The 15,649-nt window shown below is 73.3% G+C and carries 13 protein-coding genes; 11 read left to right on the top strand and 2 right to left on the bottom strand.

Going from position 1 to position 15,649, the window contains the following annotated elements; genetic code table 11:
• Window positions 1-16 precede the first annotated feature (16 nt).
• On the bottom strand, window positions 17-4,492 hold the full coding sequence (locus ABZ898_RS17130) for an RICIN domain-containing protein (protein ID WP_361659002.1): 4,476 nt from the start codon (window positions 4,490-4,492) through the stop codon (window positions 17-19).
• A gap of 664 nt (window positions 4,493-5,156) precedes the next feature.
• Between ABZ898_RS17130 and glmS the strand changes: the two genes are divergently transcribed.
• The 7 genes from glmS (at window position 5,157) to ABZ898_RS17095 (ending at window position 12,225) form a co-directional block, all read left to right on the top strand.
• On the top strand, window positions 5,157-7,004 hold the full coding sequence (gene glmS / locus ABZ898_RS17125) for a glutamine--fructose-6-phosphate transaminase (isomerizing) (RefSeq protein WP_361658821.1): 1,848 nt from the start codon (window positions 5,157-5,159) through the stop codon (window positions 7,002-7,004).
• Window positions 7,005-7,027: 23 nt separating this feature from the next.
• Window positions 7,028-7,399: a holo-ACP synthase gene (locus ABZ898_RS17120; RefSeq protein WP_361658819.1), complete on the top strand. Its 372-nt coding sequence runs from the start codon at window positions 7,028-7,030 to the stop codon at window positions 7,397-7,399.
• 46 nt (window positions 7,400-7,445) lie between these two features.
• Window positions 7,446-8,879 (top strand): NAD(P)H-hydrate dehydratase, encoded by a 1,434-nt coding sequence (locus tag ABZ898_RS17115; RefSeq protein ID WP_361658816.1) that lies wholly within the window; start codon window positions 7,446-7,448, stop codon window positions 8,877-8,879.
• Between the two features lie 82 nt (window positions 8,880-8,961).
• Entirely contained in the window at window positions 8,962-10,116 is a 1,155-nt protein-coding gene (gene alr / locus ABZ898_RS17110) for an alanine racemase (protein WP_361658813.1), read from the top strand.
• An 88-nt stretch (window positions 10,117-10,204) separates the two neighbouring features.
• Window positions 10,205-11,446, top strand: coding sequence for an alpha/beta hydrolase (locus ABZ898_RS17105; RefSeq protein WP_361658810.1), 1,242 nt, complete (start codon window positions 10,205-10,207; stop codon window positions 11,444-11,446).
• The gene (gene tsaE, locus ABZ898_RS17100; protein WP_361658807.1) at window positions 11,412-11,924 is read left to right on the top strand and encodes a tRNA (adenosine(37)-N6)-threonylcarbamoyltransferase complex ATPase subunit type 1 TsaE; all 513 of its coding nucleotides are present in this window, start codon (window positions 11,412-11,414) and stop codon (window positions 11,922-11,924) included. The genes ABZ898_RS17105 and tsaE overlap by 35 nt, the downstream gene beginning before the upstream one ends.
• 127 nt (window positions 11,925-12,051) lie before the next feature.
• Window positions 12,052-12,225: a hypothetical protein gene (locus tag ABZ898_RS17095; protein WP_361658805.1), complete on the top strand. Its 174-nt coding sequence runs from the start codon at window positions 12,052-12,054 to the stop codon at window positions 12,223-12,225.
• A 15-nt stretch (window positions 12,226-12,240) separates the two neighbouring features.
• Here ABZ898_RS17095 and ABZ898_RS17090 read toward each other — a convergent pair whose 3' ends face one another.
• Complete coding sequence (locus ABZ898_RS17090) at window positions 12,241-12,792, bottom strand: hypothetical protein (RefSeq protein ID WP_361658802.1); 552 nt, start codon at window positions 12,790-12,792, stop codon at window positions 12,241-12,243.
• Between the two features lie 140 nt (window positions 12,793-12,932).
• Between ABZ898_RS17090 and tsaB the strand changes: the two genes are divergently transcribed.
• From tsaB to ABZ898_RS17070, 4 genes are read left to right on the top strand one after another with little or no spacing between them, the layout of a single operon-like run.
• Window positions 12,933-13,589 (top strand): tRNA (adenosine(37)-N6)-threonylcarbamoyltransferase complex dimerization subunit type 1 TsaB, encoded by a 657-nt coding sequence (gene tsaB, locus ABZ898_RS17085; RefSeq protein ID WP_361658800.1) that lies wholly within the window; start codon window positions 12,933-12,935, stop codon window positions 13,587-13,589.
• 17 nt (window positions 13,590-13,606) lie between these two features.
• Window positions 13,607-14,101 carry a ribosomal protein S18-alanine N-acetyltransferase gene (rimI, locus tag ABZ898_RS17080; RefSeq protein ID WP_361658999.1) on the top strand — a complete coding sequence of 165 codons (495 nt, stop codon included), beginning with the start codon at window positions 13,607-13,609 and terminating at the stop codon, window positions 14,099-14,101.
• A complete protein-coding gene (gene tsaD, locus ABZ898_RS17075; protein WP_361658797.1) occupies window positions 14,094-15,197 on the top strand; it encodes a tRNA (adenosine(37)-N6)-threonylcarbamoyltransferase complex transferase subunit TsaD in 1,104 nt (367 codons plus the stop codon). Before rimI ends, tsaD begins: the two co-directional genes overlap by 8 nt.
• Window positions 15,194-15,448, top strand: coding sequence for a hypothetical protein (locus ABZ898_RS17070; protein WP_361658794.1), 255 nt, complete (start codon window positions 15,194-15,196; stop codon window positions 15,446-15,448). The genes tsaD and ABZ898_RS17070 overlap by 4 nt, the downstream gene beginning before the upstream one ends.
• Window positions 15,449-15,649 lie beyond the last annotated feature (201 nt).

Genomic DNA, 15,649 nt, shown 5'->3' with positions numbered 1-15,649 from the left:
GTGGCGCCCGGGTGGCTTACGCCGGGCCCGGCCTGTGGACGACCGTGATGGTCTTGATGTCGTTGTCGGCCATCATGTACTTGAACGCGGTGGCGGTGCGCTCGTCGGAGACGTACCAGACGATCGGTACGTCGCCTGCCGCCCGGGCCTGGTCTTTCGCCTGCTTGAGCGGCTCCGTGACCCAGGGCCGCAGCTTCCCCTCATCGGTGAAGAACGATGCCTTGAGAGCCTGGTCCTTGGCGTCGATGAGAACGCCGTCCTGGTAACCGTCGAACTTCACGTACCCGCTCTTCCTCCATTCCGCGGGCACCTTGTAGGAGATGCCCGACGGCACGCCGTTCGTCACCATCTGCTCGTAGGCACGATTGGCCTGGCTCATCGTTTCCGTCTCCGGCATCCATCTGCCGGGACCGCCGAGCTCCAGCCACTTGCAGTAGCCACCGCCACCGCTCATGGCTCGGAGAGCCGCGACGTGTGCACCTTCCTCCACGCAGTGCTTGGCCATCTGCTGGAGGGCCCGGCCGCCGATACCCGCGACGGCCTCGTCGGCGAGACCGAGTGAACGCAGAGCCGTCCACGCGTCCTCGAACGCGATACCCGTCCGGGCCGCCGCGTCGACCGCCTTCACCGCGTCCACGATCGGGCGGAGGATCTTGCCGGCGAAGAGGGTGGCCACGTCGACCGCTGCCCAGGCGCAGCCGGTCCAGGTGCCGGAGGCGCCGCCGGGAGCGATCTTCTGTACGCACTTGATCCAGTGGCCGAAGAGGATGTCCACCGGGTCGATGCCCGAGTTGAACTCGGTCATGGAGATGGTGTCGGTGACCTCGGTCGACAGTTCCTTGGTGGGGAACTCGCCCAGGTAGACCGTGGCCCCGGCCGGGCACGTGTACGTGGACAGGTCCAGGTCGTCGGCGGTGCACAGGTAGAGGTCGAGGATCGCCTTGAAGCGGATCTTCGCGGTGATCTTGCAGTCCCCGACGTGGACGATGGGGTTGCAGTTGTCCTTCTTGACCACCTCCGGTTCGCCGATCTTGTCCGTCCGCTGGACGACGTAGAACATGTTGCCGATCGAGGCACCGTTCTCGTCGACGACGGTTCCGGACTCGATCTGGCCGGCCTTGCCCGCTGCCTCGGCGCGCGCGGCGGCGTCCTGGGCCTCCTTGGCGTACTTGTCCGCGTCCTTGGCCGCCTCTTCGGCCTCGGTGGCGGCCGCATCGGCGCGGTTGGCGGCGTCGCGGGCCTCCTTGGCGTCCGATTCGGCCGCGTCCGCAGCGGAGCGCGCGGCGGCGGCGTCGAGTTCGGCGGCGTCGGCCGAGTCGCGGGCGTCCTTGGCGTAGCCCTCGGCGTTGCCGGCCGCCTTGTCGGCGGCTGCCGCGTCCTCGGTGGCCTGGTTGTCGTACTCGATGGTGCGGACCAGGGAGGCGGAGGCGGCCGAAGCGGCCTTGGCGGCGTCGGCCGCGTAGCCGAGGGCCTCCTTGGAGTAGGTGAGGGCGTCGGCGGCGTATCGGGCGGCGTTCGCCGCGTGCTGGTAGGCCTCCTTGGCGTCGCCGGTCGCCTGGTCGGCGAGGTTCTTGGCCGCGTCCGCCTCGGCTGCCGCGTTCTTGGCGTGCGCGTCGGCGACGGCCTTCTGCTGGTCGGCGATCGTCTTGGAGGACTGTCCGGTCAGTACGACCAGGGCGGCGGCCGAGTCGGTGTCGACGTACGGGGAGCCGAGCTGGATGGCGTCGTTGGCGGGGGCGGCGACCTGCTTGGCCGCTTCACCGGCGTCCACGGCCGCCTGAGCGGTGACGTGGGCGTAGCCCGCAGCTTTCGCTGCGGCCGCGAGGGCGGTCGCAGCTTCCTTCTTCGCCGCGTCCGCCTGGGTCCGGGCGTCCTTGGCGTGCTGTTCGGCCTCGTCGGCGAGCTTGACCGCCGCCTCTGCCTCTGCGGAGGCGTCCTGGGAGGCCTTGATGGCGTCGGCCACGGCACTGGTCGCGGTCCTCACCGCCGCGTCGGCTTTGAGCTTGTCCGCCTGGGCGGCGTCCGAAGCGGCGCGAGCCCGCTTGGCGGCGGCCTCGGCGCGGGTGGCCGCGGCGTCGGCGTCGGCTGCCGCCTGGGTGGCGGCGTCGGCCTCGGAGCGGGCACGGTTCGCGGCGGCCTCGGCGTCGTCGGCCGCGGCGTCCGCGCTGTTCGCCGCGGCGCGGGCCGCGTCCGCCGCGTCACCGGAGTCGAGCGAGTCGGCGTAGGCCTCCTTGGCGTCGGCCTTGGCGCGGGCCGCGTCGGCCTTCTGCTCGGCGTCCCAGGCGTCGTCGCGCATCGCCTTGGCGTGGTCACGGGCCTCGACGGCGTCGTCGCGCCGGTCCCCGGCGGTCTTCTCGGCGGTCTCGGCCTTTTCCTTGGCGTCCTTCGCCTTCGTCGCCTCCGACTCGGCGTTGTGCCGGTGCTCGGCGGCCTCGGCGCGCTTGGCGGCGGCGGTGTCCTTCTCCGCCTTGGCCGTCTTCTCCTCGGCCTCGGCGGAGAGCCGCTTGGCGTGGGCGTCGGCGGCAGCCGCCTTCGCGTCCGCCTCGGCCTTCACCGCCACTGCGAGCTTCGCCTCGGCGGTCTCCTTGTCCTTCTTGGCGTTGTCCCGGTGCACCTTGGCCGCGTCGGCGGCGGCCTTGGCCTGCCACTCCGCGCGGGCGGCGGCCTCCTTGCGGAACTCCGCCTTCGACTGGGCGGCCTGCGCCAGGGCGCGCTGCGCGATCGTCGCGCTGTCACCGGCGGATGCGCGGGTGGCCGCCTCCGCGGTCTCACCGGCCTTCTCCAGCGCCGTCAGCGCGGCCGCCGCACCCTTGGTGACCTGGTCCTTCTGCTGGCCCACCAGCAGACCGCGCCCGCGCGGCGCCCCGTTGGCGTCGGCGACGCCGTACGCCGCCTGCAGCGCGGTGTCCGAGGTGGTCGCCGCCGCCTGCGCGACCGCGAGCCGGGTCTTCAGGACCGTGAGCTGGGCCTTCGCCGCCGCCTGCGCGGCGGAGACGCCGGCCTTGGCCTTATCGAACTGCGCCTTGTCGGGGTAGGAGAGCGTGCCGTCACCGGTGTGGGTCTTGGGGACGATCCGGAAATTCTGCGCGGTCGAGCCGTTGCAGGCGGACTGCACGGCGTCCTTGCTGTTGTCGAACGTCGGCAGGTGCACGCACTTGCCCGTCGCGGCGTTGCGCAGCGCGCCCGCGCTGCGGACGTCGAACGTCCACTGCTGCGCCTTGGCGCTGCCGCAGTCGCGGATCTGGATCTTCGTGCCGTCGGCGACGGCACCGCCCGCCACCTCCAGGCACTTGCCCGAGTTGACGTTCCGCAGGGTGCGGCCGCCGTCGTAGGAACCCCAGAGCTGCCAGCGCTGGGCGCTGCTGCCGTTGCAGGTGTAGATCTGGACCGGTGTGCCGTTGGCCGTGGCGGCACCCTGTACGTCGAGGCACTTGCCGGAGGCGGCCGGAACCTGGATCTCCAGCTGGCCGTCACCGATCCAGCCGATCCCGCCCGCGCTCCAGTAGTCCTGCCAGCGCGTGAGGTGGTCGGCGATCCAGGACTGGCCCAGCATCTCGGCCATCGTCTCGGCGCCCTTCTTCAGGGCGGTCGTGGCGTCGCGGTTGGCGTTCAGGATCTGGTTGCGCTGGCCGGCCTGGGAGGCCACCTCCTGCTGCCACTCCGTCGCGGCGGTGTCCTCCGCCGTGCGCAGCGCCTTGTCGGGGTCGATGGGATCCCGCCAGGCGCACGAGGCGAACCTGGTCTTGAGATCCTCGACGGCGATCCGGAACTCCGCGCTGTCCGGCTCCGGGGCGACGCGAGGGAACCCGCCGGAGGCGAGGAGGAGACGGCTGTCGTCCGCGCCCTTGTCGCCGAAGCCTCCCGTCAACTCCTCGAAAGCATTGTGTTCGTAGTACTGGCGGTCCCGTTCCTCCTGGGAGAGGGACGGATCGTAGGCGGGCTCGCTGCCATACAGCGGCGTCGCGAGATCCGTGACGGCTTTGAAGGTCTTGTCGTCGGCCTTCGGGGTCGGATCGTAGAAGTCGAACTTCTGGGTCCAGTCGGGGCCGCCGGCCCACTTGCCGAGTCCGGTCTGGTCGTAGAAGTCGCCGCCCTCGTGGACGCCGGGTACCCAGTGGAAGCCGGTCTCGGTGAACCCGCCGGGGGTCTCCAGGCCGTCGAGGGGCTTCTCCCACGCGCTCTCGCGTGCGTCGAGGCGGTCCCAGTTGGCGTCGAAGTCGGTCTTGTCCTGGTCGTAGGCGGTGTGCAACGGCCCGTCGAACGCCCCGTCCAGATCCGCGAGTTCACGCAGTTTCTGCGGCGTCTGGTTCAGGGCGTCCTGGGCGAAGCCGTACATCTTCGGGCCGCCCAGGCGCAGCGCGTCACCCATCAGGCACTGGTCGAGACGCAGTTGTTCGTCGGACGTGGTCTCGTACCAGTCGTCCGGCCGGTCGCTGGAGTGGGCGCCGGCGAGGCGCGCCGCGAGTTCCGGGCGTACGCCGAGCGTGGCCATGGCCGCGACCACGCTCAGCAGGAGCACCACGCGGGTGAACAGCCCGCGTATGCCGGGTGGTGGTGTGCCGAGTTTCGGTGTTCTGGAGCGCACGTGCGCGTTTCCCCCCATCGGGAGTCGAGGCGATCGGGGAGGTGGCGCGGGTCAGGGCACGCGAACGTGCCCGAGTCCGTGCGGAGAAGCCCGGGGCCGGGCTCCGCCGTGCGCCGTGCGGGTGGCCCGTACGACGGCATGCCGGGGCGCCCTGTCCCCGAGAGCGACGGTGTTCCCCCGATCGCCGCTGGTCGACGCGCGGAGACGGAACCGGTCGTGATCCACTCCGCGCAGCGCCAAAGTAGACATGGACACGTCTATTCCGCTACGTGTGCGATTCCCTTGCGGGCGACGGTCAGTGGGATCACGCCACGGCTCCGCCGTCGGCCGGTGACGCACGCGATCCCGCCGGGCTGGTGGATTTTCTGTGTGCTTCTTGTGAGTGGGAAGGGTGTGGCGGTGCGAAAGGGTCGGGATAAGTCGGCCGGTTTTCGCCCCCTCCGCGAACTCGGCCTTCGCCCGTTCCTCATTTGCCCCCGCGCACCCCCACCCTTCGTACCCCCGTGGGAATTTCCGAAATCGGGCACGCTGAACCTCTTTTGAGGCGCCGTCGGACCGTAGGCTGCCGAACATGTGCGGAATCGTGGGATACGTAGGGGCGCAGTCGGCGCTCGATGTCGTGATGGCCGGACTGAAGCGGCTGGAGTACCGGGGATACGACTCCGCCGGTGTCGCCGTGCTCGCGGACGGCGGGCTGGCCACGGCGAAGCGGGCCGGAAAGCTCGTCAACCTGGAGAAGGAGCTGGCCGAACGGCCGCTCCCGGCCGGCAGCACCGGCATCGGGCACACCCGCTGGGCCACCCACGGCGGCCCGACGGACGCCAACGCCCACCCGCACCTGGACAACGCGGGCCGGGTCGCGGTCGTGCACAACGGCATCATCGAGAACTTCGCCGCGCTGCGCGCCGAACTCGCCGAGCGCGGCCACGACCTGGCCTCCGAGACGGACACCGAGGTGGTCGCGCACCTGCTGGCGGAGGAGTTCTCCGCGAGCGCCGACCTCGCCGAGGCGATGCGGCTGGTGTGCCGGCGTCTGGAGGGCGCGTTCACCCTGGTCGCGGTGCACGCCGACGAGCCGGACGTGGTCGTCGGCGCCCGGCGCAACTCCCCGCTGGTGGTGGGCGTCGGGGAGGGCGAGGCGTTCCTCGCCTCCGACGTGGCCGCGTTCATCGCGCACACCCGCGAGGCGGTCGAACTGGGCCAGGACCAGGTGGTCGAGCTGCGCCGCGACGGTGTCACCGTGACCGGCTTCGACGGCAGCCCGGCCGAGACCCGCGCCTACCACGTGGACTGGGACGCCTCGGCGGCCGAGAAGGGCGGCTACGACTACTTCATGCTGAAGGAGATCGCCGAGCAGCCGAAGGCCGTCGCGGACACCCTCCTCGGCCGTATCGACGCCTCCGGCTCGCTCACCCTGGACGAGGTGCGGATCGGGGCGGCCGAGCTGCGCGAGGTGCACAAGGTCGTCATCGTCGCCTGCGGCACCGCCTTCCACGCCGGGATGATCGCCAAGTACGCGATCGAGCACTGGACCCGCATCCCCTGCGAGGTCGAGCTGGCCAGCGAGTTCCGCTACCGGGACCCGATCCTGGACGGGCGCTCGCTGGTCATCGCCATCTCGCAGTCCGGCGAGACCATGGACACCCTGATGGCGCTCAGGCACGCCCGCGAGCAGGGTTCGAAGGTGCTGGCGATCTGCAACACCAACGGCTCGACCATCCCCCGCGAGTCCGACGCCGTGCTCTACACGCACGCCGGTCCGGAGGTCGCCGTCGCCTCCACCAAGGCGTTCCTGACCCAGCTCGTCGCCTGCTACCTCGTCGCCCTCTACCTGGGCCAGGTGCGCGGCACCAAGTGGGGCGACGAGATCCGCGACGTCATCCGCGACCTCTCCCGCATCTCCGGCGCGGTCGAGCGCGTGCTGGACACCATGGAGCCGGTGCGGGAGCTGGCCCGCTCCCTCGCGCGGAAGAACACGGTGCTCTTCCTCGGCCGGCACGTGGGCTACCCCGTCGCCCTGGAGGGCGCCCTCAAGCTCAAGGAACTCGCCTACATGCACGCCGAGGGCTTCGCGGCCGGCGAGCTGAAGCACGGCCCGATCGCGCTGATCGAGCAGGACGTGCCGGTCGTCGTGATCGTGCCCTCCCCGCGCGGCCGGTCCCTGCTGCACGACAAGATCGTCTCCAACATCCAGGAGATCCGCGCCCGCGGCGCCCGCACCATCGTCATCGCCGAGGAGGGCGACGAGGCGGTCGTCCCGTACGCCGACCACCTCGTCCGCGTCCCGGCCACGCCGACGCTGCTCCAGCCGCTGGTCTCGGCTGTGCCGCTGCAGGTGTTCGCCTGCGAACTGGCCACCGCGCGCGGCAACGAGGTGGACCAGCCCAGGAACCTGGCGAAGTCGGTGACGGTCGAGTAGCGCGGCGGCCGTAGGCTCCCGGCATGAGCATCATCGGGGTCGGGATCGACGTGGCCGAGATCGACCGGTTCCGGGCGGCGCTGGAGCGCACGCCCAACCTGGCCGCCCGGCTGTTCGTCGCGGCGGAGCTGACGCTGCCGGGCGGGGAGCGGCGCGGCATCGCCTCGCTCGCCGCCCGCTTCGCGGCCAAGGAGGCCCTCGCCAAGGCGCTGGGCGCGCCCGCCGGGCTGCTCTGGACCGACGCCGAGGTGTACGTCGAGGACAGCGGGCAGCCCCGGCTGCGGGTGAAGGGCACCGTCGCCGCGCGCGCGGCCGAGCTGGGGGTGCGGTCCTGGCACGTCTCGCTCAGCCATGACGCGGGCGTCGCCTCCGCCGTGGTGATCGCCGAGGCGTGAACCATCCGGGTGCGCCCGCCCGCGCTCCGGGGGCAGACTCGGACCCATGCGTACTGCGTACAGCGTGGAGACGGTACGGGCGGCCGAGCGCGCCCTGATGGCCCGGCTGCCCGAGGGCGCCCTGATGCAGCGGGCGGCCGCCGGACTGGCCGCCGCCTCGGCCGAGTTCCTCGGGCGGGTGTACGGCAGCCGGGTGGTGCTGCTCGTGGGCAGCGGCGACAACGGCGGCGACGCGCTGTACGCGGGGGCGCGGCTGCGCCGGCGCGGCGCCGGGGTCACGGCCGTCCTGCTCTCGCCCGACCGCGCCCACGCGGGCGGTCTCGCCGCGCTGCGGCTGGCGGGCGGCTCCGTCATCGGCCCCGAGCGGGCCCTGGACGCGATCGAGCGGGCCGACCTCGTCATGGACGGTGTCGTCGGCATCGGCGGCAAGGGTGGTCTGCGGCCGGACGCCCAGCGGCTGGCCGAAGCCGCCGGGCGGTCGCGGGCCGCGGTCGTCGCCGTGGACCTGCCCAGCGGGGTCGACGCGGACACCGGCGAGGTGTCCGGCTCCGCCGTCCGCGCCGACCTCACCGTCACCTTCGGCGCGTACAAGCCCGGCCTGCTGATCGACCCGGGCCGTGAGTACGCGGGGACGGTACGGCTCGTCGGGATCGGCCTCGAACTGCCCCCGGACCCGGTGCTGGAGGCGCTCCAGCACGAGGACGTGGCCCGGCTGCTGCCCCGGCCGGACATGGAGAGCGACAAGTACCGGCGCGGGGTGCTGGGCGTCGCCGCCGGGTCCGCCCGCTATCCCGGCGCCGCCGTCCTCGCCGTCTCCGGCGCGCTGCGCGGCGGCGCGGGCGCCGTACGGTACGTCGGCCCGGCGGGGGAGGCGGTCATCGCGCGCTTCCCCGAGACCCTCGTCACCGACCAGGGCCCCGACCACGCGGGCCGGGTGCAGGCGTGGGTGGTGGGCCCCGGTGCCGGGGAGGACGCCCCGACCGTGGCCAAGGTGCTCGGCGCCGACGTGCCCGTGCTGCTGGACGCCGACGGGCTGCGGCTGGCCGACCGGGACGTGGTGCGCGGGCGCACCGCGCCGACCCTGATGACCCCTCACGCCGGGGAGGCGGCCGCCCTGCTCGGGGTGCGCCGCGAGGAGGTGGAGGCGGCCCGGCTGGCCTCGGTGCGGGAACTGGCCGCGGTCTACCGGGCGACGGTGCTGCTGAAGGGCTCCACCACCCTGGTCGCCGGCCCCGGCGGCGGCCCGGTCCGGGTGAACGCCACCGGTACCGGCTGGCTGGCCACGGCCGGCAGCGGTGACGTGCTGTCAGGACTCGCCGGATCGCTGCTGGCCTCCGGTCTGCCGGCGCTGGACGCGGGCAGTGCCGCCGCGTATCTGCACGGCCTCGCCGGACGCCTCGCCTCGCGCGGTGCCCCCATCGCCGCGCTGGACATCGCCGAGCGCCTCCCCGAGGCGTGGCGTGACGTCGTACGGGACTGAGCGGGGCCCCGGCGCGGCCCGCGCGGATCGCCGAGGAGTGCGGCCGGGGGCCGGTGGCGCCCTCTGAGAGACTGGGGGCGCCATGAGTGAGACTTCTGCTGTGCCGACCGCGCCCCTGCGCGCCCGCGCCGAGATCGATCTGGGTGCGCTGCGCGCCAACGTCCGGGCGCTGCGCGCCCGTGCGGAGGGCGCGCACCTGATGGCCGTCGTCAAGTCGGACGCGTACGGCCACGGCGCCGTGCCGTGCGCCCGCGCCGCCCTGGACGCCGGTGCGACCTGGCTGGGCACCGCCACCCCGGAGGAGGCTCTCGCGCTGCGCGCGGCCGGGCTGCCGGGCCGGATCATGTGCTGGCTCTGGGTGCCCGGCGGGCCCTGGCGGGAGGCGATCGAGGCCGACCTCGACGTGTCCGTCAGTGACATGTGGGCGCTTCGGGAGGTGACGGCGGCCGCCCGGGAGGCGGGCCGTCCCGCGCGGGTGCAGCTCAAGGCCGACACCGGGCTCGGCCGCAACGGCTGCCAGCCCGGCGACTGGCCCGAGCTGGTCGCCGGGGCGCTGGAGGCCGAGGCCGCCGGGCTGATCGAGGTCACCGGCCTGTGGTCCCACTTCGCCTGCGCCGACGAGCCCGGCCACCCCTCCATCGCCGCGCAGCTCACCCGGTTCCGGGAGATGACGGCGTACGCGGAGGAGCGCGGCGTCACGCCCGAGGTGCGGCACATCGCCAACTCCCCGGCCACGCTGACCCTTCCGGAGTCCCACTTCGACCTGGTCCGCACCGGGATCGCCATGTACGGCATCTCGCCCAGCCCCGAGCTGGGCACCCCGGCCGACTTCGGGCTGCGCCCGGTGATGACGCTGAGCGCGTCGCTGGCGCTGGTCAAGCGGGTGCCGGGCGGCCACGGCGTCAGCTACGGCCACCACTACGTCACCCCCGGCGAGACCACCCTCGGCCTGGTGCCGCTGGGCTACGCCGACGGCATCCCCCGGCACGCCTCGGGCGGCGGCCCGGTGCTCATCGACGGCAAGCCGCGCACCGTCGCGGGCCGGGTGGCGATGGACCAGTTCGTGGTCGACCTCGGCGGGGACGAACCCGAACCGGGCACGCGGGCCGTGCTGTTCGGGCCGGGCGACGGCGGCGAGCCCACCGCCGAGGACTGGGCGCAGGTGTGCGGGACGATCGCGTACGAGATCGTCACCCGCATCGGCACCCGCGTGCCCCGCGTCCATGTGAACGGATGACCCCCGCGGGTACCGGGCACGCTACTGTCCGGTAGCTCCGGGGCGCACCGGCCCGGCGGACGGCAGGACGGCGAGGAGGGAACGGCACGTGAGCGAGAGCAGTGCGGAGGCCGTGGTGGACGCGGTCGCCGCGACGGCCGCGTCCGGCGGCTGGCGCAAGGCGACTGGTCTCGCCGGCGCCGCGATAGGCGTCCTCGCCGCGGGCGCGGCGGCCGGGGTCGCCATAGAGCGGATGACGGTCGGACGCGGCATGCGCCGCAAGGCCGCGCTGGCGCTGGACTCCACGGGCCCCTACGGCACCCTGCGCGGCACCCCCGGCAAGGCTGTCGCCGACGACGGCACCGAGCTGTACTACGAGGTCGACGACGTCGAGCCCGACCCCGGTCCCGGCGTCTCCCCGCGCCGCCGCAGGCTCTTCGGCCGCAAGGCGCCCGCGCCGGTGACCGTCGTCTTCTGCCACGGCTACTGCCTCGGCCAGGACTCCTGGCACTTCCAGCGGTCCGCCCTGCGCGGCGTCGTCCGCACCGTGCACTGGGACCAGCGCAGCCACGGCGAGTCCGGGCGGGGCGTGGCCCAGACCCGCGACGGGCTGCCGGTCACCATCGACCAGCTCGGCCGGGACCTGAAGGCGGTGCTGGACGCGGCGGCGCCCGAGGGGCCCGTGGTGCTGGTGGGCCACTCGATGGGCGGGATGACGGTCATGGCGCTGGCCGCGCAGTACCCGGAGTACATCCGGGACCGGGTCGTCGCCACCGCGCTCGTGGGCACCTCCTCCGGGCGGCTCGCCGAGGTCAGCTTCGGGCTGCCGGTGGCCGGGGTCAACGCCGTGCGCCGGGTGCTGCCGGGCGTGCTGAAGGCGCTGGGGCAGCAGGCGGAGCTGGTGGAGAAGGGGCGCCGGGCCACCGCGGAGCTGTTCGCCGGGGTCATCAAGCGGTACTCGTTCGCGGGCCGGGACGTCGATCCGGCGGTCGCGCGGTTCGCGGAGCGGATGATCGAGTCCACCCCGATCGACGTGGTCGCGGAGTTCTACCCGGCCTTCACCGACCACGACAAGACCGAGGCGCTGGCCCTTTTCGCGGACATGCCCGTGCTGGTGCTGGCCGGGGTGCGGGACCTGGTCACCCCGAGCGAGCACAGCGAGGCCATCGCGGACCTGCTCCCGGACGCCGAGCTGGTGCTCGTGCCGGACGCCGGGCACCTGGTGATGCTGGAGCATCCCGAGGTCGTCACCGACCGTCTCGCGGACCTGCTGACCCGCGCGGGCGCCGTCCCGGCAGGGACTACCGTTAGCGGCTATGGAAGAGGCAGCAGCACCGCACAGCCCGGCTGAGACCCGGCTCACCGTCACCTCCCCCGAGCAGATGCGGGAGCTGGGCCTCAGGCTGGCCGGGCTGCTGCGCGCGGGCGACCTGGTGATGCTCACCGGCGAGCTGGGCGCGGGCAAGACGACACTGACCCGGGGGCTGGGCGAGGGGCTCGGGGTGCGGGGCGCGGTCACCTCGCCGACCTTCGTGATCGCGCGGGTCCACCCCTCGCTGGTGGACGGACCGCCCCTGGTCCACGTCGACGCCTACCGCCTCTCCGGCGGGCTCGACGACATGGAGGACCTGGACCTCGACGTCTCCCTGCCCGACTCGGTGATCGTCGTGGAGTGGGGCGAGGGCAAGGTCGAGGAGCTGACCGACGACCGGCTGGAGGTCGTCATCCACCGCGCGGTCGGTGACACCACCGACGAGGTCCGCCACCTCACCGTGACCGGTCTCGGCGAGCGCTGGGCGAAGGCGGATCTGGACGCGCTCGCCGGCTGAGGCGCCGATTTCCCGACACGGTGTCGGAATCGTATTGCGCGGGACGTACCGGGCGTGGTCACATGGTACCCAGCCCGTGGTTAGGCATACCTAACCCCGCCCGCCCCCGCAGCTCAGGAGGCGCCCCATGTCCGTTCCGCGTCCCACGCCCCGCCCCGAGCGGGCGGCAGGAGCCCAGGTGACCGCGCAGGTGTCCATGCGCGATCTGCTGGCGTCGTGCGCGGCGGCGAAAGCGGTCTCCACCCCGCCGCCCGCGCCGGTCCCCGCCGACTGCGCCCCGGGCCACCGCGAGGCGGCCTGAGGGCCGCGCCCCGCCTCAGCGGATCACGACCACCGGAACGCCGATCGTGGCGAAGCGCCACATGGCGTCGCCGTCGGGGCGCTTCTCCCGGATGCCGCCCGTGCGGGAGGAGCCGGAGGCGCCCGGCTCGTCGCGCACGGCCGCGCTGAAGCCGATCGTCACCCCGTCCACCGCGGCGAAGCGGACGACGTGCTCGACCGGGACGCCGTCGCTGCCGGTGATGGCGTTCGAGCGTGAGGTGACCCAGTAGGAGCCCGGCGCCGGGTCGACCCCGCCGGGGCGGACGCCGAAGGTGCGCTGGACGCGGCCGCGGTCGTCCACCAGCCAGACCCGGTCGTCGTCCACCGAGTACACGACCCGCTCACCCTTGCCGGAGTGCGCCGGCAGCGCCGTGGGGTGCCGGCGGTCGCGCGGGGCCTTGGTGGCCGCCACCGAGGGGGACGCGCTCGCCGAGGGGGCGCGCAGGCTCGCCGGGACGTTCGCGTGGGCCTGGTAGGCGAGGAAGCCGGCGGTGGTGACGGCCACCGCGGTGAGTCCGGCCACGATCCCCGAGCTGGTCCCTGCCACGTGCGCCACCTCTGCCTCGTACCGACCCGTACGGTTCGCGGGATAAGCGAATTTTCTCTCGGTTCGTACAGACCGTAGCAGTCAGTGACGGTCCGACCGGGACGGCCGTGCGCGAGCCGTCGGCGCCGTAGGCTGTTCGCGTGCTTCTGCTCGCTCTGGATACCGCCACCCCCGCCGTCACCGTCGCCCTGCACGACGGGACGGACGTCGTCGCCTCGTCGAGCCAGGTGGACGCCCGCCGCCACGGAGAGCTGCTGCTGCCCGCCGTCGACCGCGTCCTCGCCGCCGCCGGGCTCAAGCTGGACGCCGTGACCGGCGTCGTCGTCGGCACCGGACCCGGCCCCTACACCGGGCTGCGGGTCGGCCTGATGACCGCCGACACCTTCGGGCTCGCCCTCGGCGTCCCCGTGTACGGCGTCTGCACGCTGGACGGCCTCGCCTTCGCCGCCGACATCGGCAAGGGCCCCTTCGTCGTGGCCACCGACGCCCGGCGCAAGGAGGTCTACTGGGCGACGTACGCCGACTCCCGCACCCGGCTCACCGGCCCGGCCGTGGACCGCCCGGCCGACATCGCCGAGCGCGTCGCGGGGCTGCCCGCCGTGGGCGCGGGCGCGCTGCTCTACCCGGACACCTTCCCCGACGTCCACGGGCCCGAGCACGTCTCCGCCGCCGCGCTCGCCTCGCTGGCCGCCGGGAAACTGGCCGCGGGCGAGGAGCTGGAGCAGCCGCGGCCGCTGTACCTGCGCCGGCCCGACGCCCAGGTGCCGAAGAACTACAAGGTGGTCACCCCCAAGTGACCGCCGAGCTGCGCGAGATGCGCTGGTGGGACATCGACCGGGTCCTGGAGCTGGAGAAGGACCTGTTCCCCGAGGACGCCTGGTCGCGGGGCATGTTCTGGTCCGAGCTGGCGCACGCCCGCGGTGACGGCGCCACCCGGCGCTATCTCGTCGCCGAGGACGCCTCGCGGCTCGTCGGGTACGCCGGGCTCGCCTCCTCGGGCGACCTCGGCGACGTCCAGACCATCGCCGTCGCCCGCGACCAGCAGGGCACCGGTCTCGGCGCCCGGCTGCTGACCGGGCTGCTGCGGGCCGCCACCGCCTTCGAGTGCGCCGAGGTGATGCTGGAGTGCCGGGTGGACAACACCCGCGCCCAGAAGCTCTACGAGCGCTTCGGGTTCGTCCCCATCGGCTTCCGGCGCGGCTACTACCAGCCGGGCAACGTGGACGCCCTGGTGATGCGCCTGACCGACCCCTCTTCCTCCCTGGAAGACGTACAAGGAACCGAGCAAGGAACCGAGATCAATGGCTGACGAACCTCTCGTCCTCGGCATCGAGACCTCCTGCGACGAGACCGGCGTCGGCATCGTGCGCGGCACCACCCTGCTCGCCGACGCGGTCGCCTCCAGTGTCGACGAGCACGCCCGCTTCGGCGGGGTCGTGCCCGAGGTGGCCTCCCGCGCGCACCTGGAGGCGATGGTCCCGACCATCGACCGCGCCCTGAAGGAGGCGGGCGTCACCGCCCGCGACCTCGACGGCATCGCCGTCACCGCCGGTCCCGGCCTCGCGGGCGCCCTCCTGGTCGGCGTCTCGGCCGCCAAGGCGTACGCCTACGCCCTCGGCAAGCCGCTGTACGGCGTCAACCACCTCGCCTCGCACATCTGCGTGGACCAGCTGGAGCACGGCCCGCTCCCCGAGCCGACCATGGCGCTGCTGGTCTCCGGCGGCCACTCCTCGCTGCTGCTCTCCTCGGACATCACCTCCGACGTCCGCCCGATGGGCGCCACCATCGACGACGCGGCCGGCGAGGCGTTCGACAAGATCGCCCGCGTGCTGAACCTGGGCTTCCCCGGCGGCCCGGTCATCGACCGCTACGCCCGCGAGGGCGACCCGACGGCCATCGCCTTCCCGCGCGGCCTGTCCGGCCCCCGCGACCCCGCGTACGACTTCTCCTTCTCCGGCCTGAAGACCTCCGTGGCCCGCTGGATCGAGGCGAAGCGGGCGGCCGGCGAGGAGGTTCCCGTCCGTGACGTGGCCGCCTCCTTCCAGGAGGCCGTGGTGGACGTGCTGACCCGCAAGGCGGTGCGTGCCTGCAAGGACGAGGGTGTCGACCACCTGATGATCGGCGGCGGTGTCGCGGCCAACTCCCGGCTGCGGGCGCTGGCCCAGGAGCGCTGCGAGGCGGCGGGCATCCGGCTGCGGGTGCCGCGCCCCAAGCTGTGCACGGACAACGGCGCGATGGTCGCCGCGCTCGGCGCCGAGATGGTCGCCCGCAACCGCTCGGCCTCCGACTGGGACCTGTCCGCCGACTCCTCCCTGCCGGTCACCGACCCGCACGTGCCGGGCAGCGGGCACGGCCACGAACACGATCACGTGCACGAGGTCAGCAAGGAGAACCTCTACTCATGACCGTCGCCCTGATGTGGGAGGCGCGGGCCGCCGAGGGCCGGGGCGGGGAACTGCTCGCCTGGGCGAGGGAACAGCGGCTGGACGGCAGCCCGCTGCGCCGGGAGACCTTCCGGGCGCCGGGGGACCGGGTGCTGGTCATCACCTGGTGGGACGCGGCCTTCGACGCGGACGTGCCGGAGCTGCCCGCGCCGGACGGTGAGCTGGTCTCCCGGCCGGTGCACCGCTGGCGGTTCGAGCCGGTCGGGAACTGATCCGGGATCAGGAGTGGCGCGCGGCGGTGATCTCTGGCTATGATCATCACACAGCGAACGGCCGGAACAACTCCGGTCCGAACGCCAGGCGTTGGTGGTCCAAGTCAAGACGCCCCGCTTCCTGCGGGGAAATGCAGGTGCAAGACCTGCCCAGCGCTCCGATCAGAAGGCCGCTCCGGTTCACCGGGGCGGCCTTCGCCG

Source organism: Streptomyces sp. NPDC046860 (assembly GCF_040645115.1).
In the GTDB taxonomy this organism is placed as follows: Bacteria; Actinomycetota; Actinomycetes; order Streptomycetales; family Streptomycetaceae; genus Streptomyces.
The sequence above is the reverse complement of the archived record's forward strand: the minus strand, read 5'-3'. Positions and strand labels throughout refer to the sequence as shown.